At 59.7% G+C, this 20,476-nt stretch carries 16 protein-coding genes and 2 pseudogenes; 3 read left to right on the top strand and 15 right to left on the bottom strand.

The window, feature by feature from the left end; translation table 11 throughout:
* From M3436_05945 to M3436_05970, 6 genes are all read right to left on the bottom strand, one after another.
* On the bottom strand, positions 1 to 1,217 hold a 1,217-nt coding region (locus tag M3436_05945), incomplete at its 3' end, for a pilus assembly protein N-terminal domain-containing protein (protein ID MDQ3563686.1).
* Positions 1,218 to 1,261: 44 nt separating this feature from the next.
* Entirely contained in the window at positions 1,262 to 2,059 is a 798-nt protein-coding gene (gene cpaB, locus M3436_05950; protein MDQ3563687.1) for a Flp pilus assembly protein CpaB, read from the bottom strand.
* A 377-nt stretch (positions 2,060 to 2,436) separates the two neighbouring features.
* A complete protein-coding gene (locus M3436_05955; GenBank protein ID MDQ3563688.1) occupies positions 2,437 to 3,783 on the bottom strand; it encodes an AAA family ATPase in 1,347 nt (448 codons plus the stop codon).
* Between the two features lie 10 nt (positions 3,784 to 3,793).
* Positions 3,794 to 4,333, bottom strand: coding sequence for an A24 family peptidase (locus M3436_05960; GenBank protein ID MDQ3563689.1), 540 nt, complete (start codon positions 4,331 to 4,333; stop codon positions 3,794 to 3,796).
* 107 nt (positions 4,334 to 4,440) lie between these two features.
* The gene (locus tag M3436_05965) at positions 4,441 to 4,629 is read right to left on the bottom strand and encodes a Flp family type IVb pilin (protein MDQ3563690.1); all 189 of its coding nucleotides are present in this window, start codon (positions 4,627 to 4,629) and stop codon (positions 4,441 to 4,443) included.
* Positions 4,630 to 4,822: 193 nt separating this feature from the next.
* Positions 4,823 to 5,725, bottom strand: coding sequence for a response regulator transcription factor (locus M3436_05970; GenBank protein MDQ3563691.1), 903 nt, complete (start codon positions 5,723 to 5,725; stop codon positions 4,823 to 4,825).
* Positions 5,726 to 6,283: 558 nt separating this feature from the next.
* Between M3436_05970 and M3436_05975 the strand changes: the two are divergent.
* Positions 6,284 to 6,448 (top strand): annotated as a pseudogene (locus tag M3436_05975) (AI-2E family transporter).
* A gap of 49 nt (positions 6,449 to 6,497) precedes the next feature.
* Here the strand turns inward: M3436_05975 and pgaD are convergent.
* The 7 genes and pseudogenes from pgaD to M3436_06010 all read right to left on the bottom strand — a co-directional run bounded on the left by pgaD (position 6,498) and on the right by M3436_06010 (position 17,338).
* Positions 6,498 to 7,010, bottom strand: a complete 513-nt coding sequence (gene pgaD / locus M3436_05980) for a poly-beta-1,6-N-acetyl-D-glucosamine biosynthesis protein PgaD (GenBank protein MDQ3563692.1) — start codon at positions 7,008 to 7,010, stop codon at positions 6,498 to 6,500.
* Entirely contained in the window at positions 7,007 to 8,224 is a 1,218-nt protein-coding gene (gene pgaC / locus M3436_05985) for a poly-beta-1,6-N-acetyl-D-glucosamine synthase (GenBank protein MDQ3563693.1), read from the bottom strand. The genes pgaD and pgaC overlap by 4 nt, the downstream gene beginning before the upstream one ends.
* Positions 8,225 to 8,468: 244 nt before the next feature.
* Positions 8,469 to 10,367, bottom strand: coding sequence for a poly-beta-1,6-N-acetyl-D-glucosamine N-deacetylase PgaB (gene pgaB, locus M3436_05990; protein ID MDQ3563694.1), 1,899 nt, complete (start codon positions 10,365 to 10,367; stop codon positions 8,469 to 8,471).
* A 42-nt stretch (positions 10,368 to 10,409) separates the two neighbouring features.
* On the bottom strand, positions 10,410 to 12,803 hold the full coding sequence (gene pgaA / locus M3436_05995; GenBank protein MDQ3563695.1) for a poly-beta-1,6 N-acetyl-D-glucosamine export porin PgaA: 2,394 nt from the start codon (positions 12,801 to 12,803) through the stop codon (positions 10,410 to 10,412).
* Between the two features lie 417 nt (positions 12,804 to 13,220).
* Positions 13,221 to 13,451, bottom strand: a complete 231-nt coding sequence (locus M3436_06000; GenBank protein ID MDQ3563696.1) for a type II toxin-antitoxin system prevent-host-death family antitoxin — start codon at positions 13,449 to 13,451, stop codon at positions 13,221 to 13,223.
* A 1,680-nt stretch (positions 13,452 to 15,131) separates the two neighbouring features.
* Positions 15,132 to 15,230, bottom strand: a pseudogene (locus M3436_06005) (SEC-C metal-binding domain-containing protein).
* A 794-nt stretch (positions 15,231 to 16,024) separates the two neighbouring features.
* The gene (locus tag M3436_06010; GenBank protein ID MDQ3563697.1) at positions 16,025 to 17,338 is read right to left on the bottom strand and encodes a glycerophosphodiester phosphodiesterase; all 1,314 of its coding nucleotides are present in this window, start codon (positions 17,336 to 17,338) and stop codon (positions 16,025 to 16,027) included.
* Positions 17,339 to 17,695: 357 nt separating this feature from the next.
* Here M3436_06010 and M3436_06015 point away from each other — a divergent pair, with 357 nt between their 5' ends.
* The gene (locus M3436_06015) at positions 17,696 to 18,361 is read left to right on the top strand and encodes a thermonuclease family protein (GenBank protein MDQ3563698.1); all 666 of its coding nucleotides are present in this window, start codon (positions 17,696 to 17,698) and stop codon (positions 18,359 to 18,361) included.
* A gap of 53 nt (positions 18,362 to 18,414) precedes the next feature.
* Positions 18,415 to 18,621 (top strand): hypothetical protein, encoded by a 207-nt coding sequence (locus tag M3436_06020; GenBank protein MDQ3563699.1) that lies wholly within the window; start codon positions 18,415 to 18,417, stop codon positions 18,619 to 18,621.
* 55 nt (positions 18,622 to 18,676) lie between these two features.
* On the opposite strand, the gene M3436_06025 is transcribed toward M3436_06020, so the two are convergent.
* Both M3436_06025 and M3436_06030 read right to left on the bottom strand, forming a co-directional pair.
* Positions 18,677 to 19,438 carry an ABC transporter permease gene (locus tag M3436_06025; GenBank protein MDQ3563700.1) on the bottom strand — a complete coding sequence of 254 codons (762 nt, stop codon included), beginning with the start codon at positions 19,436 to 19,438 and terminating at the stop codon, positions 18,677 to 18,679.
* Positions 19,435 to 20,382 carry an ABC transporter ATP-binding protein gene (locus M3436_06030; GenBank protein MDQ3563701.1) on the bottom strand — a complete coding sequence of 316 codons (948 nt, stop codon included), beginning with the start codon at positions 20,380 to 20,382 and terminating at the stop codon, positions 19,435 to 19,437. Before M3436_06030 ends, M3436_06025 begins: the two co-directional genes overlap by 4 nt.
* Positions 20,383 to 20,476: the final 94 nt, after the last annotated feature.

Below are 20,476 nucleotides of genomic sequence, written 5' to 3' on the forward strand. Positions count from 1 at the left end.
GTCTCGGCGCTTCGTGGGACGGGGATCGGGAACTCGCCGCCGGAGAGAAACTCGGCTTCTTGTCCGGTGATAGTCGTCAAGGTAGGCTCCGCCAGCACCCGCCCGAGGCCTTTTTGCCGGGACGCGGAGATCGCCGTCTCGAACAAGAATTGCCCGGTGAGGTAGCTAAGAAAGAGCCCCGACGGGTCGATGGTGGGCACATTCCGCGTCAGATCTTGAACGTCGGGTCCGATGATGGTGTCGCCGCCCAAGATCGGGATGTTACGCTGGGCCGATTCACCGTCCGGCGTCAACACGTCGAAGAGGCCGTCGGGGAGCGCCGCGCCGCCTTTGTTCAAGCCGCCTGAGACGTCGTCGCCCAAGTGCAGCAAGTTAGTGTTCGGTTCGATACGCTTGAGCACGTCGCGAGCGATCTCCGCCACCTTGATTTCGAGCATGACCTGCTGTGCCCCGGCGATCTGCATCATATTAACCACGGCGTCAGGGCCACAGTTCTGCTGGCCGGAAGCTCCTCCAGCGGGGGCGGCGCCCGCGGCGTTCGGATCGCTCGGTTGAATAGCAGGCGCGCATTCCGGCGAGAAGCTCGCGCCGAGCTGCAGCGCCGCGTTCATCTTGACCAAGCTCGAGACCTCGCCGCTCATGATGATCTTCCCTTGGGAAGAGTGCACTTTGATGCGCTCGCCCGGCAGCAGCTCGAACAGCTTGAATTTTAAGTTCTCCAGGTCGTGCGTCACTTCGATGTCGAAGGCATCGACGATGCGTTCTGATTTATCCCAGACGACCACGTTTGTGGTGCCCAGGCCCCTGCCCACGAGGTAGAGTTGCTGGCTCGGCATCACCAGGATATCGGCGACGCCGGCGTTCCCGATGGAAACCTTCGCCGCCGGCCGCGATAGGGAGATGATGCCGGATTTATGCAGCGAAACTTGGAACTTTCCTTGCCGGGTCTGCCGCAACACCAGGTCCGCGCGTTCGACAGCCCAGGCGGCGTTGGCTAGGACGGTTACACCGAGCACGAACCACAGACAGTGTCCCGCGGCGGCATCTGGCCGCCGCACAAGCGGCGTAAGGCTTTGAAATAGTTGACGCATATAGGCTCCTTTTTCCATATCTTCAGGGAGGACCTTTGCGTCCTTGCGGCACCAGACCAGGACCGCGCACAGCGCGCGGTCGCCCTGGCCGGGTGCGACGATCACGATGGCTTTTCGATTCGCCATTGTATCAGCGCCTTACATTAGATGGTTTAATTAAAACTTTCAAGTTACAGGCGCACCTGGGTCTTTTGGACCTGGGTGCCGCGGATGACTGTCACATGCCGCGCGTAGCTTCTCGCGGGACCTGCCTGGACCACCTTCCGCTCGGGGGCGGCGGGTTTCTTGGCGGCCACCAACTGCGACTCGTCCGTGGGATTACGCAGCGACAACTGTACGCTGCCTTCATCCGTGGCCTTTATTAGCACTTCTGCTTGCTTCGGATCCATCTCCAAGGTTACCGCCCGCACGACCACCGGTTTGTCCTTTTCGGGAGCAGCGGTCTGATCCACGGCTAGGACCTTGAGATCCTGCAAGATCGTTTTGGTGATGGAGCGCCGGCTGCTACCTTTCGATTTGCGCGCGGCGATCACATCGACACGGTTACCCGGCAGCAGGAAGCCGCCAACACCGATCACGTCATTGACGCGCACCGTTACGGCGCGCTTCTTGGGCGCGATCAGGGCCGCCAGCGTGCTGCCGCTGACTTGATCCACGACCCGGTCCCCGATGATCACTTCATTGGGGAAGATCTTGCCGTTGGCTATCTTGCCTTCGACTTTCGCCGGGTCGGTGAAGGCGCCGGGGGGCACGTTGCCGTTGGGCCACTCCATGGTCTTTAATTGCGCGGCCTCGATCTTTTGCCCGAAGGGTATTTCCAGGGCCGCGACGACCACGCTGGTCACCTCCGGCTTGGTCTGCGCGACGGGAGTCAAGCGGCTTTTGATCCACTGATTTGCCATCCAGGTGGCGGCGATTCCTAGTCCAATCGCAAGGACGAAAAGGGTGAGGGAACGGCCTTTTATCATGGTAGTCTCCTTAAATGCTTAATTCAGTTATTTCGCAACTATCTTCCATTACTGTAGAAAATTGCATACACGATTAACGGCCGAATGCCTTTCTATAGCCGTCACTCCAGCGAAAGCTGGAGTCCAGGGATTCGGCGCTGGTGGATTCCGGGTCGCGGCCGCTGCGCGTCCTTGCCCGGAATGACGCAATCAGTTAATCCGCACCTATCTTCCAGTACTGTCGAAAACTGCATACACGGTTAACGGCCGAATGCCTTTCTATAGCCGTCACTCCAGCGAAAGCTGGAGTCCAGGGATTCGGCGCTGGTGGGATTCCGGGTCGCGGCCGCTGCGCGTCCTTGCCCGGAATGACGCAACCAGATCGATGAATATTCCACTCAATCATCCCCCGCCTTTAGGTCCACGAAATAACTCTTCCAAGCGCTCCGCAGCAACTCCGGCGTGGGTTGGGCGCCACCGAGATAGCGCGCCTGATCCAGCGCCATCCCGAGGAGATCCCGGGGATGGCAGGCGAGCAGCGGGCGCTTGGCGGAGGGGTAGAGATCATCGAGCACGTAGCGCACCAATCCGGGGTCGAACTCGATTCCTCGATCTCCGCACACCTGCCGCCAGATGGCGGTATATTCCTCGGGGGTGAGGGGGGCGAACTGGACCTTGTGGCCGATGCGGCGCAGGAATGCCTCGTCGGCGAGCTTCGCCGGATCGACGTTGGTGGAAAAGACCAACACCAGATCGAAGGGCACGGGGAAGCGCGCGCCCGAGGCCAAGCTCAGGAAATCCTGTTTGGATTCCAAGGGGACGATCCAGCGGTTGAACACATCGACCGTCGCCACGCGCTGGCGCCCGAGATCATCGAGCAGATAAATACCGTTCGTGGCCTTGAGCTGCAGCGGCGCGTGGTGCTGGCGCGACGCCGCGTCATAGCGGATCTCCAGCATGTCCAGGGTCAGCTCGCCGCCCGTGATCACGGCCGGCCGGCGACACAGTACGAAACGCGGATCGGACCCCTGTTGCAGCATTAGCTCGGGGCCCGCCGGCCGGCTTTCTACCGGGTGGTGCACGACCGGATCGAAGAGCCGGACGGCGGTATCGCCAACCGCGATGGCGTGCGGGATCAACACCGGATCGCCCAGCATCCGGGCGAGGCGCTGACACATATAGGTCTTGCCGCTGCCGGCCGGGCCGTAGACGAAGGTCGCGCGGCCTGAGTTCAAGGCGGCGCCGAGCTGGTCCAGGATCTCGGCGCGAATCGTGGTCGTGGCGAAGGCCTTATGCATGGCTTCGCGGGTGATTTGATGGCCGTGTACGGTCTGTGCCTCGATGATCTTTGCATAGTGGGCGAGCGGCACCGGCGCGGGCCCGACATAGCCGTCGCGCATCAGGGCTTCCATGGCGAAAACCCGCCCGCGATCGGTGAGAGCGAAGCGCAGCGCTCCCGAGTGATCCGCCGCTCCGCGCACTTCCACATAACTCTGTTTGCGCAGCGCCGCGACGATGTCATCGAGCACCGGCCCCGGCAGCGCGCAGCGCGATGCGAGCTGGCCAAGCTCCATTACGCCCTCGTTATGGAGGTGCTTGACGATCAGCTCTTGGAGCAGATTTTCGCTCAAGCCGGTCTCCACACAAGTACGCGGACGCGGGGCGAGGGCGGTAACGGCAGTTGCTTCCGAGGCGACGTCCTCGTGGAATCCGGTAGGGCTAAAAAGCGCATTGATTGCTTGCATGGCTAGTTCCTTAGAAAATGGGCCACATGAGCGCCGACAGGGTCCCGATAGCGATCGGGACCGCATAAGGAAACCGTTGGGCCGCCACCTCTCCCGGTGGCGGACCCGTGTGGCTCACGGTGCCTGTGACGGCGAGAAAACGCAGCGTCGCCATATAGCGTTGCAGCATGGACCATGCGCCGCCGCGCCAGGCGGCGTAAGCGAGGCCGAACACCATGCCGGCGATCAGCGTGTAAGCGATCGCGATTAAACTAAGTTTGGCGCCGAGAAACGTGCCGGCGGAAGCCATGAGTTTGATATCCCCCGCGCCCATACCGCCTTTAAGATAAAAAGGTAAAAATCCGATCAGGCCCACGCCGAAGCCACCCAAGGCAATGCCGAGGCCGGAGAGGCCGAGATACCAACCTTGCAGGCCGAAACCGCAAACGGCCGCGCCAGCGGTTAATACATTCGGTAGACGCTGATGGCGTAGATCCGTGTAGGCGGCGATTACCAGTACGAGCGCCAATACAAGATAAAGAATTCCATTCGTCAGCACGGCTGTACTCATATAAATAATTCAGTATTCTTTTCACGTAACAATCCAGCGTACGGAAAAATTTATAAGGCAAGGCGGAGGGGCATGAAGTTGCCCCTCCGTGCCTTTGACCTCTCCGGTTACGGAGCAGCAGCAGCGGGGAGGCTAGCCTGTAGCTCCGTATCGATGTTTGTGATGACCTCACCGACGGTTCCGCCAAGGGTCTGAAATGCCACTATAACGGCGGCCGCGATCAAGCCACCGGCCACGGCATACTCGACAGTCGTCAAACCACTCTCGTCGCGAAGAAAGGCAAAAATCTTGTCCATGATAATTACTCCTAATATAGTCAACAAAGTTTACGTTTCAGTACCGGCAGCGGACGAACGGTTGGTTCCGTCAATTTAGGAGTCATCGAGTGCGTCCCTGTACTTGATGTCGCGAGACGTCTCCTTGCTCCTTCCCTGGCGATCCGTTCATCCGCTGAAGCATTCACGCTTCACTCTCTACCAGTGATGAGAATTATCGGCGTGTCGCGCGTTTTCCGCTGGCATATTTTTGCGCGGCTATAGGATTTTTTTGCTCGGTATGCGCCGGAATTTCCGGGCCGTCTGCAGTCATGGGCGCGGCGGCGAAGACGCGCGCCTCGACAACGCGCTCGACAGCGCGAGAAGCGGAGGGCGTCGTTCCCTGGCATTGCTTGAACACGCGCGCGAAATAAGAGACGTCTTTAAACCCGACATCGAAGCAGACGCGCGTGATATTCATGTTCGGGTCCTGGAGAAGCTTGGCCGCCCGGCGGCAACGCTCCCGTTGCACATAGTCGTTGAAGGACTCTCCGCAGGCGCGTTTGAAGCTGCGGCTGAAGTGGAAATAGCTCATGGCGCAGTGCGTGGCCACCTCGCTGGCCTTGATGTCTTCGGCGAAGTGCTTATCGACGTATTCTTTTGCCTTCGCTACCGCCCATTCGGATCGAGTCGGTTTTTTTCCGTTAGGATCTTTAGCGTCCATGCTCCGGGGCCGGACAATGTCCCTCGCCGGTTCTTGCTTCTTGCTCGCGATGATTTTTCGGAGCGGTTCTATTTCTCGGATAAAGTCCGAGGCTCGAAACGGCTTCGGGAAAAAATTCCATACCCGCGCCCGCAGCGCCCATAGCACCAGCGCCGTATCGTGATGCAATGACAGCATCAAGATGGGGATAGAGGGGTGCCGCAGCTTGAATTCGCTCAGTATGGCCAGGCCCTCGGGGCTCGGATCGTCGAAGTCAAAAACGGCGATACAGGGTTCAGAGGGCAGGACGCTCTCGTCAAGCGTCTGGGCGCCCGGCAGCCAGTTCACCGTGAAGTTGGTGCCGAGCTCGCGCAGCACCTCGGGCGGGGTTTGCGACCGGGTGAAATTGATCCATAACAAAATTAAATCGTCCATGACGAGTTCGCTCCTTCGGAGGGATGGGAAGCCGCGCTGAATGGCTAGCGCGATTAAGCCGAAGACCATGGTGCGGTTTGCATATCGACCGCGGAGGTCCGTTTCTCCAGTCTTAGGCCGAGACAGCTGCTTTCGCTGGCATGACGCCGGTGTCAATGCCTTGGCTTGTCAACGAGCCGGACCCGCCTGACAACTCAATTGCGATCGGTATACATAGAGCCAGTAGCGGGTGCGTGGGCGCGGTTGTAATCAGTGCGTCAGTAGCGTGAGGCGGGCAGCTAACCAGTGCATGGTTTCAATAACGCGGTGGCGTTGAAACAGCTACAGGCTTGACATTATTTCGGATCAGTCATTCCAGCGAAAGCTGGAATCCACGGGAGTTTGATTAAAGAGTGGATGCCAGCTTTCCATCCTCGGGGCGCCAAGCAGGGCCCGTCCCTGGCCCTGGCTTTTGCTGGCATGACGGAAATAGTGATGTGGACGTTGAAGTGAAATACCTTTCAAGGTGCGCGAATAGCTTCATCGAAAGTAAAGAAGCGCCGCTATCGGGGCACGCACATCGGCTTGCATCCGGTGGCGGTCATCTTTTCCGTCATGGCCGGCGGCCAATTGTTTGGCATGGTGGGCGTATTGATCGCATTGCCGGTGGCGGCCGTCGTCCTGGTCCTGCTCCGCCATTCCCGGGACCGCTATTTGGCGAGCGATTTTTTTTATACGCCGTAGCCCGCACCCGCCCGGCGACGGCCCCGGACGCGGCATCAAGAAGGGGCGGTCAGAGATTCGCGACACGCTTAGGCGCAGGGTTCCGATCGCATTGCACCAAGAACGGGTATGACGCCCCCGGCCCGGGCTCCGCGGCGACCACGTCGCCGTGGGGGTCATGATGGAGGGTAAGCGATTTACATGCGCGCCATTGGATTAGATTCTCTGGCGCGACGTTAAAGAACTCGGCAATTTCCCGCGGATTTACGGCCGGAGCCGCCCGGCGTCTATCAGCACCGCGGAATCGCAAATAATTTATCCACGCCCATCCCAAAAACACCGCGGAAAGCGCGGCAATGATAGAAACATAGAAACCCAGGAGGTTCAGCAATCCCCTAAATCCCCCGAGATTAAGCATTTCCTCATAGGCCAGGCCTAGCCCGACGGACCAGAGCACTAGGCTGAGCAGCGGTTGCCACAGGTACAGATAGAAGCCCCAAAACACGAAGGTGATGGCCGCATAGCCGTATCGCTGCCGCCACGCCTGAAGATCAGGCCGTTCGATCACCAGTGTAGGTGTCATGGCGTTGCCCCGCGTTCGGGGTTGATTCCGCGATCGGGGCTGATCCACACCGCGCGCCCCCCCTTGCGATTAATGACGGCGCGTGGCAAGGCCACCACCGCCGTACATACGTTGATTAACCAGTAAGCCATGGGATACCAGATCACCCAGTAATAATAGCGGCCGGTGTTGGGTTCGTAGCGGCTGTCGATGGCCAAACTCACGGCGAATTGGAATAGGCAGGTGAAACCCAGCATCACCCCTGTCCAGCCCGGCAGCAGGGTTTCGATCATCCACGACTCAGGCAGCGCGACGACCTTGCCCAGCGCCCACAAAATGAACACGGACGTCATGACATAGGCCCACAAGAGGCTAAGCAGCAGTTCGAACCAAACGAGCCACATGCGCCGTTTGCGCCATGACCATAGGCCGGGGAAGTATTTCAGCAACACCTCGGCGCCGCCTTGCGCCCAGCGCAAGCGCTGTTTCCATAGACCACGCAAGGTCTCCGGCATCAGGATCCAGCATAAGGCGTTCGGTTCGAAGCGAATGTCCCAATGATTCATCTGCAGGTTCCAACTGATGTCGATGTCATCGGTGATCATATCCGGGCTCCAATAACCGACCCAGTGCAGCGCACTTTTCCGGAAGCCGGTGACCACACCCGAGGCGGTGAATATGCGCCCGTAGATGCGCTGCGCTCGTTTCGTCAAACCGATGATGGAGGAAAACTCGCCGACCTGGATCTTGCCGAGGAGGCTCGAACGGGTCCTGATCCTGGGGTTGCCAGTCACGGCGCCTACACGCGCGCCGGAGACGAAATGCATCATGATCCAGGCCACGGCGTTAGGGTCGAGTAAGGCATCGCCATCAACACAAACGAGAAACTCGCTCTCGGCGAGCATGGCGCCCATACGCATGGCGATCGCTTTTCCCTGGTTCTTGGCGAGGTGCAGCGCACGCACGCGCTCATGGTTTGCCGCGAAGGCGTCGAGGACTGTGCCCGTGCTATCGCTGCTGCCATCGTTCACGGCGATGATCTCGAAATCGGGGTACGCTTGATTCAACAACGCCGTTAAGGTGTCGGCGACGTTGTCACCTTCGTTGTGGCAGGGAACGATGATGGAAACCCGCGGATACTCCGTTAGCCTGGGCGGGTTTTCGTAAGCCCTGCGATCCTTGCGCTCCCAGTGCCAATAATAGTAGGAGCCACCCACTATCCATAGGTAGGCCATAAACAGGGGATAATAAAATGCGAATCCTAGGATTCCGTCGATCCAATTTGCCACGGTTTACTCCTTTATCAAGCTGCTCACAGGGCTTTCCCCATAGCGCCGGGATTGACTCGGCCGGTTGCGCAGCGCGGTGTCGCCACGGACGGCGGTCCCAGGGGTACGCGTGTTATGGCCGTTGCCGGCGGCGACCCGGCGTTACTATGGGTTATCGGCCATAGGCGGCGAAGATGTAAAAGCCGCCGAGTTAGGGAAGGAACGGATAATCGTTGAGGGAGATCCCGCGCATGAAGGCCGGTAAGGCTGGGTGGTTGCGGATGAAGTCCTCGGGATAGTAGCCGATGTGCCGGCCGCCCTTGTGCAGGAGCATTTCCATCTGTGAGACCAACGTCGCCGTTGGAATATCTCTGTTATTGCGCCAGTCGCGGCTTTGAAGTTCGAATATCGTTTTGTCCAGCCCCCCCGGTAGCGCCGCGACGCGGTCCAGCAATTGCCCGAGCCAGGCGTCGGGCGAGTCCGCGCCCTCCATATAGGGCATTGCCATCAAGGCCGTAAAGTCATAGGACTGAACGAACTCAGGTAGACTCTGGGCGAACCAGCTTTCGCTTTCGGGCGCCTGCACGACCCGCGCATAAAGATTTCGGGCCGTCTTGATCTGCGGTTGATACACGCGTACTCGGTCGGCGAGGGCCCGTGTGAAGTCGATCAAGGCCCGTGTCTTGAGCCGGGTCCATCGTTGCAACGCGATCGGGTCGGCACGGATCTCGGCGATGGAGCGAGAAAGTCCCCGAGTCCGATAGAAGTCGAGCGCCGCGGGGTGCGCGTCTTCATGGTCCGACAGATAGGCGTCGTCATGGAACAGCAGACCGTCGAAGATGCCGTGCGCCGCGAGGTCCTCGTAGATCTCCCCGACGATCGTCCGGGTCTCGGAATGAAAAGGCGACAGACGCCGGTAATCGCTCGGTTTATCCCCGCTATCGGATTTGACTTGCAGACGCCGCTGCCGTGCCGGGTCTCGAAGGTCGAAGGCGAGCACCGGCATCCAGGCGTAAACCGATACCCCCGCGCGGGTGTGTAACTGCCAGGCGACTCGATTGAAGAGATCGGCGCGCATCGGCAGGTGGCGATTGGGAAAATAGAGCGCGCTCGCGGTCCCGTCCCCATCCGGATCCGCGAACGCCTGCAGGAACACCGTGCTGATCTGCATGGCTTTGATGCGATCCAAGAGCAGCCCCAGATTGCGCTCCCGCTGTGCGGGATCCGGGTCGTAAAGATAATCGAGATCCACCTGCGCGACGCGAAGCGGGGGCTTCCTGGTCTGGGGTGCAAAGATCCGGTCGACGAGGTCTGCAATCGGGGCGTCGGCGTCGATCAGGAACCGGCCCGCCGCCGCCAGCCCATGCACGTGAGGGAGCGAATCCTCGGCGGTGGTGAAGGTGATGGGCATGCCTTCGGCCCGGGCGAGATCGACGGCGACCTGGTTATGCCGGCCGTAAGGCCACACCAGCACCCGTGGGCGTTTTCCAAGCTCCCTGGCCATCAGGTCGGAGTTGGTCTTCAAGTCGGCTCGGATCCGCTGCCGGTATTGGGCGTCGGTTTCGTAACGCCGGGTTTCCGGATCGTAAATTCTTGCTCCCGCAGCGGGGAGGAGATTGCCCTGGGGATTGCCGAGGACTCCCTTGTGCAGATCATGGGTATGGGAGGCGAATTCGACCAAGCCCGAAGACTGCAACTCGCGGATCTGATCCCAACTGAGAAAGCGAGATCGCGGTACCCGTGCGTCCCCAGAAGGGACCTGAGCATCGGGGCCGATCTCCAGCCAACTGCCCACCAAGGCCACCAGTGCCGGATAGCGAAACAGCTTGAGCAACGGGTAGACATGCGTGTACACGCTGGCGTAGCCGTCATCGAAGGTGAGCAGCACGGGCTTCGCCGGCAGGGGCTTGCGGCCATCGCGGGCCGCGATGAGATCCTCGACGCCGATGGGGTGGTAGCCGTGCGCCCGCAGCCAGGTAAAATGGGTGATCAGCGTATCGATAGACACCGCGAACCGATCGGGACCCCCTCGATCCAGGGTATCGTCGCGTACCTCGTGATAGCAGAGGGCGTAAAACGGCTGTTCGGCCGCAAGCGAGCTTGTGGGCAAGACGAACAAGAACAGAACTACACAACACCGGCGTAACATATTCTAGAACCGCACCATCAGGTTTCCATACACCGCCGATTCGAACTCGGGCTCGCCATCGAAGACCCGGCGGCTTCTTATGACCCCGTAGGTGAACCGGAGCGCCTCGCTCAATTGCCAATCGTGCTGATAGGCGAACGACCAGGTGGTGCCCGGGTCGAACTCGTCCTCGTAGTACTGACCCACGGTGGCGGCGAGCCGGTGGCTGAAGCTGCGCTCGTAACGGCGGTAAAGACGCCAGTCGCTATCGAAGGTGACGCTCCAGGAGAAATCCTTCTTGGGCGAATAATAGATCACATCGCTAGCCCGATTGGTGGACGCGTAAAGATCGAGGATACCGGTCAGCTTGAACTGAGACCAGTTGATCAGGCGGCGATGGAACGCGCCGGCGATCGCGTGGCGATGATTGCCGTCGTCGAAATCGAAGAACCGGTAGTCGAGCGTGGCCCGCTGCGATTCGTTCCAGGAGTATTCGCCACTGCCCCCGAATCGATGTGCGCTGATGCCGTTGCCAATGGCCCGCAAGGGTGTCTCGATGCTGTCGTACTCCGCCGCGCCCTCGAATCGAAGGTGATCGCTCTGCCGCCAGCCCGCGAGCACCGCGAACCCCAACTTATGATCGTCCTCGGTTCCCTGATACAGCTCGCCGCTCATGCGGAGGCGGTGGCGCCGGTATTCTAGTCCGCCCCCAACGCGATGGTCGCTGGCGGTCCCTTCGGCGAACTCGGCCGTGAAAAAATGATCGCGGAAGAAGGCGCGGTAGTGATGTGCGATCGGGCTGGAATAGAGCAGGGCGTCGTTCTTGATCTCGCTGGTGCCGAGCTCGCCGCCACCCCCCTCGGCGGCGCGGGTCGCGACGCTGAATTCCGGCCGGTTATGGAGATCCCATTCGCGCCCCAGCCGCTGGACGTGCTTGCCTTCGGGGTAGTCGCGAAGGAGCCGCGCCACACCGGCTTCTGCCCGCGGGTAGAGGCCGAGCGCAAGTTCCGTGGTCGCGAGTTGCACCTGATTGTCGAGATAGTCGGGTTCGCGCATCGCGATGTAGTCGAACTCGTCGAGCGCCCGCTCGGACCAGCCCTGCCATCGGTACACGGTCGCCAGCTCCTTGCGCACCTCGGTATTCTCGGGGGCGATGGTGAGCATCGATTCAAACCGTTCCTGGGCGCCGGCAAGATCATCGGCAAGCGCGCGCCCGTAGCCGGCCGCGATCTCGGTGATCTGCCGCTTCGGGTTGGGACGCGCTTCGCCGCCACGGTTTAGCCAGGGGGTCTGCTCGGCGTTCAGTTTGTCGATCACCGTGAGCGCCTTGGCGAAATCATCCAGTTCAACATAGGTATAGAAGAGCGACAGCCGCGCACTGAAATTCGCCGGGTCGTGTTTGAGCACCTGTTCAACGATCGGCAGCGTTTCCTCAGGCTGCTCAAGATAGAGATAGGCAGAGCCCGCGGCGACCAGGGCGTAATCAGGGATCTCTACCTTAGCGGCGACCAGTTGGCGGTGGAGATCGACGACCTCGGTCATCCGTGCCCGGTCGCCCAAGGCTACCATCCGGTCGAAGGCCAGGCGGCGGTGCTTGGGCACGCTGAGATCGAGGCGAGACCAGTCCCCGCGATACTGTTCATCCATGAGCTGTAGTGCCTTATCGGTCTCGGCGAAACGGGCACCTCGCGTGAGCGGAGGGAGCTCACCCCAGCGGACGTGAAGGGCGATGCGATCGGCTTCGATACGTTCGATCTCCGTCTTGCTCAATAGTCCGGGGTGCCGGGACGCGAGGTCCAAGGCCACGTGGGGGATGCCCAAGCTCGCGGCGGCCAATGCCTTGAGCCGTAAGGCGCGCCGGTTGGCGGGGTCCCGCGCCAACACCTCATCATAGGCCCAAAGCGCGCGCACGAAGTCACGCTTGGACTCCGCGGTATAACCATAAGCGAATAGAACCTCGATCTCATCAGGATGGCCTCGATGCAGATCGTCGAAGAGCGCCAGGGACTCATCGGCGCGTTTGGCGTCGGCGAGCGTCAGGCCGAGACCGATACGAGCCGCCAAGCGCTCGGGTTCCCGGCTGGCCGCTGCCCGGTAGAGCGATTCGGCCAGCTCGAAGCGCCGGCGGTTGCGAGCCGCCTTGGCGAGGGCCTCCACGACCTCTATCGGTGCCGCCGTCCGGTCCACGAGCGGCGCGAGATCCAACGCGGCCTGATCCTTTTCGGCCCAGGTGAGCACCAGCAGGTGATCATACACGTAGCGCCGGTTCGCCGGGTCCTGCGCGCGCAGCCGTTCCAGGGTCCGCAGCGCGGGTCTAAAATTTCCGCCGCGCGCGGTGTCAATCGCTTGGGCGTGCAGGCGCGCGGCCTCGGCCGGCGGCAATGTGTCCAGTGCCTGGGCCAGGGAGGTGAGCGCCACGGTACAGAGTAGCGACCAGAGCGTCGTCGATCCCCACGCGGTCCGGTAACACCGATCCGACGGCTCCACCCGCAAGCGTTTGTAATGAGAGTAGTTTAGAAACAATCTACCATAACTTCATAATTATGCCGGAAAAGTATAACAAGGAATAATGCGCGGATAAACTATTTTAACAATAAAACTGACAAGGCGCCCTGTTTCAGGAGCAGATCCTAGCAAGCACTGTCGTGCAAGCGGATGCGCGGCATTGCAGCCGATAGGCCGTTAGCCTTGCTGGAGCAGTTTTATGAGATCGATCGTGGCGGCCCGACAAGGTCCGGTTCATCCGCTGGAGATGGCAGGAGTTCCTGCCGGCACGGCTCGTGCCATTCTCGGTCACGTACCGCTTAGCGAAGGCCGAGGTGTCGAAAAACAACTTTATGCGGCCGCATTTTCCCGGTCTCGCATGATCTCTTCGCTCAACTTAATACCCTTAACGACCAAAGGCTCTGCGGACCGCCGCCTCCAAGAAGGGGTCTCGGGCGGAACGGGGACAATGTCGGCGATCGGTTTGCCATTCCGCAACACGCGTACCGTTTCACCCGCCTCAACCGCATCGAAGAAGGCCTTGGCGTTGTTTCTCAGCTCGGTGAAGGTCGTCTGGCGCATGGTTTTCCACTCGGTTTAGATATGTACATTAAATATGATGGTAAAAGCAAGTTGGTTAATTTCAAAATATTGGTGGACCGAGGTCCCCAAACACTTGACGACGAGGACCAAAAAAGTTGGTATGGGGCGACTACGAACTGCTGCGCTAATTGAATGAGCTTTGGCTTTTAGCGCCCCATTGGGTTGCGAAAAATCGCCGACCATGACAGCTGATGAGCTTGTTGAACTCATGTTATTACAAGCCATTCGCATTTTTTTACCACAGGCCCTATCGTTCGGTAGCTTGAGGCCTCTCATTCAGGCACGAGGGTACAGTGGGTCCGCAGCCGGAGCGACAAGCGCTGCAATCTTTCGTCGAGTGTTGCATTTTTATTGCCGGGCCAACCCATATGCCAATTTTAGATTGAGGGACGGTGCCGGATCGTCCAGGGACTCTTCGCACAAGTCGAGCCTCTCTCGGCAGAGTGGTCGAAGTGCGGCTATCGTGGTCGATTGTCGTGCCTCGTCGATAAGGCTTTGAGCCTGCAGAAAGCGCAGCCACAAGGGGACCAGTTCCAGCGCTGCCGCGAGCGCATGTTGCCGATGCAATAGGAAGCCCGCCTCCCTCGTTAGGTAATGACGCAATGATGTGTAGTCAGGGCAGAGGGGGTGCAATACCTTGGGTGGCGGCTTGGATTTTGTTTGCCTGCCGCGTGCCGAGTGCGCGGGCGTGGCCAGGCGGTGTAACGCCCCCCGGTCTCGTTCCACCAGGTAGTGGCAAAGCTCGGACGCACCAAGATCGGCCTTGGTGTAACTGATTCCTTCAACTCGGTGCGAGTAACCAATGAACTCCAAGCCAAGTGAGCAAAACGTTTGCGTCGCTGTGGTCTCCGCGGTCTCGTCAAGATCATCGTCGATGCCAACCGACCACCGCTCGGGGGTGTCCGTTTCAAAGTCTTGAAGAGTCCATTGACCCTTGAGCTGCCCGGTGAAGTGGCTAATAAATTTCGCTAGTTTCTCTGGATCTATGGGTCCGTAGCTTTGCAGTTCTTGTAGCAATATGGGATCGTCAGGATCGGGGACGGCCGTACGCTCCACATAGTCGAATATCACATACTTTCTGGCCTTAGAAGTAGACTCCTTTTGGCCCCAGTCCGTGATGTCGTCATTGCCGCATATCTTAGGATGGGCGGTGCGCGTAGCTTCGAGCAGTGCGGCGTACTGACCATGATAGGCTAATTGATCGCGCACGGAGGCAAAATTGTCGAAGTCTCTATCGGCGCGTTCTGCGAGCGCCTTGGCCAAAGGTAGGATCGCGTCATGGCGCGCGAGCGCGAGGGCATTGTCGATGCGCCAGGCCAGATATTCATGCGCAGATTCCTCATAGATGCTAGGCAGGCGGCTTTGCAAGGCGTCCAGCAAGGCCTCAAAACGCGCTCGCTCATTGCGTTTTATGCTGGCGCTGGACAGATTGGTCAGCATATAGAACGCCATTTCATCATCCATCACGTACGGTTCATCTAACGTTTGCAGGAACAAGCGGATCCGTTCTTCGTAGTCGGATGCCTCGAACTGGTCCCAACAACGGTCAATCGCCGACACGGGGACGTTGGCTGCCTCAACGGCGGTTCTATGGTCCGGGGATCCGGCAAGGCGCTCGGATGATGTTATGGTTGGCTTGATCGTCGCTTGCTGCGCTTTGCGCGCGGTGATTGCTTGCTGCTGGTCTTGGAGCAAACAGCATTTCTTGTATTTCTTGCCGCTGCCGCAAGGACAAGGGTCATTGCGTCCGACTTTCATCGTTGGTGCGCATCCTCTCGGTGGAACATTGGGTGGATTATGATTGCCGCGGACATCATGGTTTCGTCTGTGACGCCAACGCCTTGCGTTGGTCTGGACTCGCGTGTTTACGCGCAAGGCGGAGATACTGCTCTCGCTCCAAACCGTAAGTAAATACCGCTGCTAACCAATTCATCGCGCAAGGAGGCCGTTGGACACCATCGAGGGCACTGGCACAGGCCATCGATGATGCCGTATTGGGGAGAATCAAGTGTCCGTGCCTGTAGAGTGGTGCTGCCCCGTTCCGTGGTTGCAGTCGAATACGAGCAGTATGCGTTTACATGGTTCTTGAATGTCCGCATTGGGTCGAATTGAACCAACGGCCGGATTTAGGTGCTACATTCATCACGCAGTCCGGTGGTTTGGCAATCCAGGGGCTGACCATACGGCAATCTGTACATCCCAGGAAAAGCAGCGGGGTTACGCAGTGTTGTCCCAGCTCGTTGTAGGTTGCCACGCTTTTTGAGCGTCCGTAGTAGTGAATATCATGGTCAATCTACCAATGTCTTTTCTGGCTCGAGGACGGACCGCAAGGGTCGGCGCGCCGCGTCCGATACCGTCGGCCGCTTGCGCTTGCATACGCCAATAGCGATCGCTGTTGACGGCGATCGGAATGGCCGCATTACGAATCGGCCGGCTGTCGTCTTGTAGTTCATACACGCTGCTGACCTCGGCGAACGCTGTTTTCGACTAGAACCGCTGTGCGCAAAAAGAAAAGAGGGGCAGCCCGGAGGTAGTGGCTGCCCCCGGAGGGGCTATTTCAAGCCCATGCAGTTAGCGTAGTAAGTAACGGTTGCAGGCCAGTCGGAAAAGATGCCCAGAATACCGACTTGGCGCGCCAGAACGTCCAGCGCCTTATACATATCGCTGTCCTTCTGTACTGCCTTTCCCTCCGCATCGAACAGGTAATAGAACCCGGCAGTCGATGCTCCGCGGCGAAGGTCGGAGCGTTCGAAAGTCCAGGCGATGATGTCGAATCCGAGGCCCTTGATGTCCAGCGCGTACGGCGAGGGAACGATCTCGCCGGAGGAATTCAGCTCGAGCAATGCAAACAGCGGCGGCGCGATGATCTTCACGCCTTGGGCTCCGAGTTGCTGTAGCTCGGCAACTGTTAGCCCCGGGATCGGTGGGCTAGCGGTCGGGTCGATGTCGTCCAGATAGACGGCCTGCTTGCCGAAGCTGGGCTTGTTCTGAATCCAGTAGAGAACGTCATCGGGGTTGAAAGACTGCGCCCAGACGTCCTTCGGATTGACGCCTTCCGCTTTGAATTCGTCAATCATTGCCTGTGCGTAGTTCGCCTGACTACCGAAGATTTGGTTAATCCGTGACGCATCGCCACCCTTCAGCTCGGGCGTGTGTTTAACGCCGAGTTTCCCGTTAAGCCGAATGCTTTCCTTGAGGGTGAGCAAGGTGCCGCGGCCGGTGTAGAGGTCCGTCCGCCAGCTCGTGGTGCCGCCGAGAAACCCTTCAGCCGTGGTTGCGCCGGGATCACTCGCATCCATCTTGCCCCTGAGTGTCTTGAATTCGGCGAGTGTCAGATCGCTGGTGCAGCATTTGGGGCTTGACCCAGGCCCGGTATAGGGCACTGAGCACTTCTGATTCAGCTCCGGGATGGTGACGATATTGGTTGTCGTATGCAGGTCGCACTCCGAATGGCGGCAGACCAGCTCTTTGTCCTTCGTGAAGGTCACGTCGCACTCGACGATGCCGGCACCCATGCGCGCCGCGGCTTCGTAGGATTCCTTCGTATGCTCGGGGAATTGCAAAGCAGCGCCGCGGTGGCCGATTGAGAAATCGCTGCGGAGGAAGGGACCGTTCTTACATTGCAGGAGTCGCTTCTTAAGATCGCTGTCATCCATGCCTTTGACGAGATAAAACGGTCGCGGGCCGAGCTGTATGCTGTCGTCATCGTTCTTTTTCGCGTGCCTATCGTAGTAGCCGTGTCCGTCGTCGTCTTCGAACCCGTTGTGATGAAACCGGCTGTCGCTATCCGCATATGCCAGCGAAGCAAACGCTGACAGCACGGCCAGCACGGCCGTCAATGCTAATCTGCCTGAGCTACTGCGCATGGTGTTCTCCCCGTCGAGTTAAATTGGACCGAGCATCTGTCGAATATCCTAGGGCCAGAGAATTTAACCCCGATGACAGTTCGGTTACGGTTCCATGGCGACCATCTTGATGGTCTGTTAAGGGTCACAACGTTCAGTCGTCGTCACCGTCCGGCGGAACGTAAAGCCGGCTTACGCAAGCACCGCGGCCCGGTGCCAAATGCGACAGGCGTGCTGGCAAACACCCCAGCTCTCCAGAGCAGGTTCACCGCCAAGATCTTTCCTGTGCCGCAAGAACGCTGGGTTTGTGAGAAATGTCATATTCGGATAAGACTTCCCATGTTAGTGTTGACCATCCATAGTCGGGGAGGATCTCACATGACCAATCAAAGACTCGATGGACCGGTCGACCGTCCGGTCGACGGCGATACCGTACGCATCGTCATCAACGGCAAGTCTGAGTCCGTGCGCATCCAAGCACTCGATACAGAAGAATCGAAGGCGGGCGGCGACAAACCCCAAACCCCCTGGGGCAAGAAAGCGGCCGCTCACGCCGCAACGCTCTTCACCCAGGGGCGCACGATCACTCTGGATCTCGATGAACCGGCGAGTGGCACTCCGCCCGATACCTCACTTGCTCGGTATCGCGACAACTTCGGCCGTTTGCTGGCCCTGGTCTTCATCGACGATCTGGACTATCAAGAGCACCTTATCGAAGAAGGCTTTAGCCCGTACTTTCCCAAGTACGGCAACGTGCGCACCAATGCCTTGCATCAACGCTATTTGGCGGCGGAACGGCGCGCGCAAGCCCAGCGCCTTGGCCTGTGGAACCAAGTCGAAGTCAACGGTTCGGTACAGCGCGACTACCCGGCGCTGACGGCGTGGTGGGCATGGCGTGCGGCCGTCATCGACGACTATCGCCGCGCCCGGGCGCACGGCAGCAAGATCCTTAACCCGCGCATAGATTTCGAAGCAATCGAGGCGCTTGCGCAGCAGGGGCAAAAGGTCACATCTTTACCGAATTCCAGAACTACCAGCGCCTAGGAGCGCGCAAGGCTATTGTACGCATTGGATCGCGAGCGCAGCCTTTCGCTATCTTGATTCCCGACATCGAAACGGAAAAAGGGCAAAGGCTAGTCGAACTTCTCACGGCACGCTACATTGCCGGCGGCACCGAAGGCGGTAGGACCGTCACCGAGCCGCGCCGAGGTTACGGCTATGTGCGTGGCAAGCTGCAAATGTTCAGGCAACAGCCCGAAATCGTCGCAGACGGACCGGAAGACGTCTCGGATCTGCCGTTCTGACAAAAAGATGCAGCCATCAAGGCACTGCCGGTGTCCTGCAACCTTTGCATAGGATCTAGTCAGCGCGGTTCAGGGCGCGCGGCGCCATGGCCAGGCAGACAAGCGCAAAGCCGACCACGGCCGCGGCTTCCAGCAGCAACGTTGCGGCGGATCCTGTGCCGAGCAGGCTGAACCGCAACAGGTCCACCTGCCAGGTCATCGGGTTGAGCCAGGCCACGGCGCGGAACCACGCCGGCAGATCGGCAAGAGGGTAGAACATCGGGCTGATGAACATGAGCAGGATGTAGGCTGCGCTCGTTACCGTGTTGAAGGCATCCATGCGCTGCAGGCGGATAGCGAACATGCTGAATAGAAAAAACCAGCTCGCGGTGGCCGCCACCACGATCGCGATTGTGAGCGGCAGCAAATCCCAGCGGATCCGAATATCCATTGCCAAGACGCCAAGAACAATCGCGAGTAGCGAGCCGATCACACTCAGCAGGACACTGAAACCGATCTTGCCGATCAGCAATTGCGGCCGGGTGATCGGATAGGTCAGCAGTTCGTAGAAAATCCCGGAGTCCTTGTCCATGAAGAACCCCCAGGACGTGTTCATCGCTACGCTGAAAGCCACCATCGCAAGAACGCCGGGCAGCAGGAAGGCCGTGTAACCGGGGATCTGGTCGCCGATGACGAAGGAGCCTGCCATCATCCGTTCGAACCCCAGGCCGAACAGCATCAGGTAGGCCAGCGGCACGAACAGGTCCCAGAACACGAACGCGACGTTCGTCATCCGCTGACGGTAGTCCCGGTAGAAGACCGCCACGATCGGCCTCATGGCGAGTCTCTCATGAGGCTCACGAAAATTTCCTCCAGGGTCGGACCGCGGACCTCGAACTGCAGGATCGGCGTGTCACGCGAGATGTCGGCCAGTTTGCCGAGCAGGGAGGCCTCCTCGCCGTGAAACAGCATCTCGGCCGCGCTGCCGTTCACCCGCAATTCAAGCGGCCTCAGCGCCTCGAGCCGACCGACCAGTTCACCGTTGGTGTGCGCAAACGACAGGCTTACGCGGAAGGTGTGTGCGGCGCGCTTGCGCAGTTCCAGCAGTGTGCCGGACGCCATCGTGCGGCCGTGGTTCAGGATCATGATGGTCTCGCACAGTTCCTCGGCCTCGCTGAGCACCTGCGTGGTCAAAGGATGGTTCGCCCGCTGCGGGCCTCGGCGCGCAGCCGGTCCATCACGCGCCGCTTCATGAGCGGATCTGAGCGGATCCATGCCGGTAGTAGCTTCATCGAGGATGATGATCGGCGCGTCGAGCATGAAGATCTTCGCCACCTGGATGCGGCGCTTGGTGCCTATGCTCAGTTCCTGCACCGTGTCGCGCAGGCGCCCGCCCAGCTCGAACTCTGCGGCCACCGCGTTCAAGCGCTTCTCCGCAACACTCCGCGCCATGCCGTGCAGGTAGGCATAGATGAGCAGGTTGTCCCGGACGGTCAGCAGGTTCTCCGCCGCCTGTTGCACCACCACCGCCATTTGCCGGCGCGCTTGCAGCGGTTCACGCGCAACGTCGAATCCGCGCACGGCGGCGCGTCCCGAGCTTGCCAGCGTAATCGTGCTGATGATCCTCACCAGCGTGGACTTTCCCGCGCCATTTGGTCCCAACAGGCCATAGATGCGGCCCTGCGGAACCTGGAATGACACGCCATCCAGGGCCTGCACAGGAGCGCTGCCTCTTGACCGGTAGGTCTTGCGCAGATCCTCGATCTCTATGGCGTAGGTCATTCTACTTCTTAGGCCGGCGCGCCAGCGCCCGCAAGACATGCCCAACGAGCGCCGGCCTGATTTCGCGCGGCCGCGACGCGCAGCGGCGGCCCAG

The sequence above is a fragment of the Pseudomonadota bacterium genome (assembly GCA_030859565.1).
Classification (GTDB): domain Bacteria; phylum Pseudomonadota; class Gammaproteobacteria; order JACCXJ01; family JACCXJ01; genus USCg-Taylor.

What these genes read in the sequence shown, in the direction of transcription:
- M3436_06000 (MDQ3563696.1), bottom strand. Translation starts at nt 13,451, where the DNA reads ATGCGCCAGACGACCTTCACCGAGCTGAGAAACAACGCCAAGGCCTTC.
- M3436_06030 (MDQ3563701.1), bottom strand. Translation starts at nt 20,382, where the DNA reads ATGACCTACGCCATAGAGATCGAGGATCTGCGCAAGACCTACCGGTCA.
- pgaC (MDQ3563693.1), bottom strand. Translation starts at nt 8,224, where the DNA reads ATGGCCTACCTATGGATAGTGGGTGGCTCCTACTATTATTGGCACTGG.
- cpaB (MDQ3563687.1), bottom strand. Translation starts at nt 2,059, where the DNA reads ATGATAAAAGGCCGTTCCCTCACCCTTTTCGTCCTTGCGATTGGACTA.
- M3436_05965 (MDQ3563690.1), bottom strand. Translation starts at nt 4,629, where the DNA reads ATGGACAAGATTTTTGCCTTTCTTCGCGACGAGAGTGGTTTGACGACT.
- M3436_06025 (MDQ3563700.1), bottom strand. Translation starts at nt 19,438, where the DNA reads ATGAGGCCGATCGTGGCGGTCTTCTACCGGGACTACCGTCAGCGGATG.
- M3436_06015 (MDQ3563698.1), top strand. Translation starts at nt 17,696, where the DNA reads ATGACCAATCAAAGACTCGATGGACCGGTCGACCGTCCGGTCGACGGC.
- M3436_05970 (MDQ3563691.1), bottom strand. Translation starts at nt 5,725, where the DNA reads ATGGACGATTTAATTTTGTTATGGATCAATTTCACCCGGTCGCAAACC.
- pgaD (MDQ3563692.1), bottom strand. Translation starts at nt 7,010, where the DNA reads ATGACACCTACACTGGTGATCGAACGGCCTGATCTTCAGGCGTGGCGG.
- M3436_05960 (MDQ3563689.1), bottom strand. Translation starts at nt 4,333, where the DNA reads ATGAGTACAGCCGTGCTGACGAATGGAATTCTTTATCTTGTATTGGCG.
- M3436_05955 (MDQ3563688.1), bottom strand. Translation starts at nt 3,783, where the DNA reads ATGCAAGCAATCAATGCGCTTTTTAGCCCTACCGGATTCCACGAGGAC.
- M3436_06010 (MDQ3563697.1), bottom strand. Translation starts at nt 17,338, where the DNA reads ATGCGCAGTAGCTCAGGCAGATTAGCATTGACGGCCGTGCTGGCCGTG.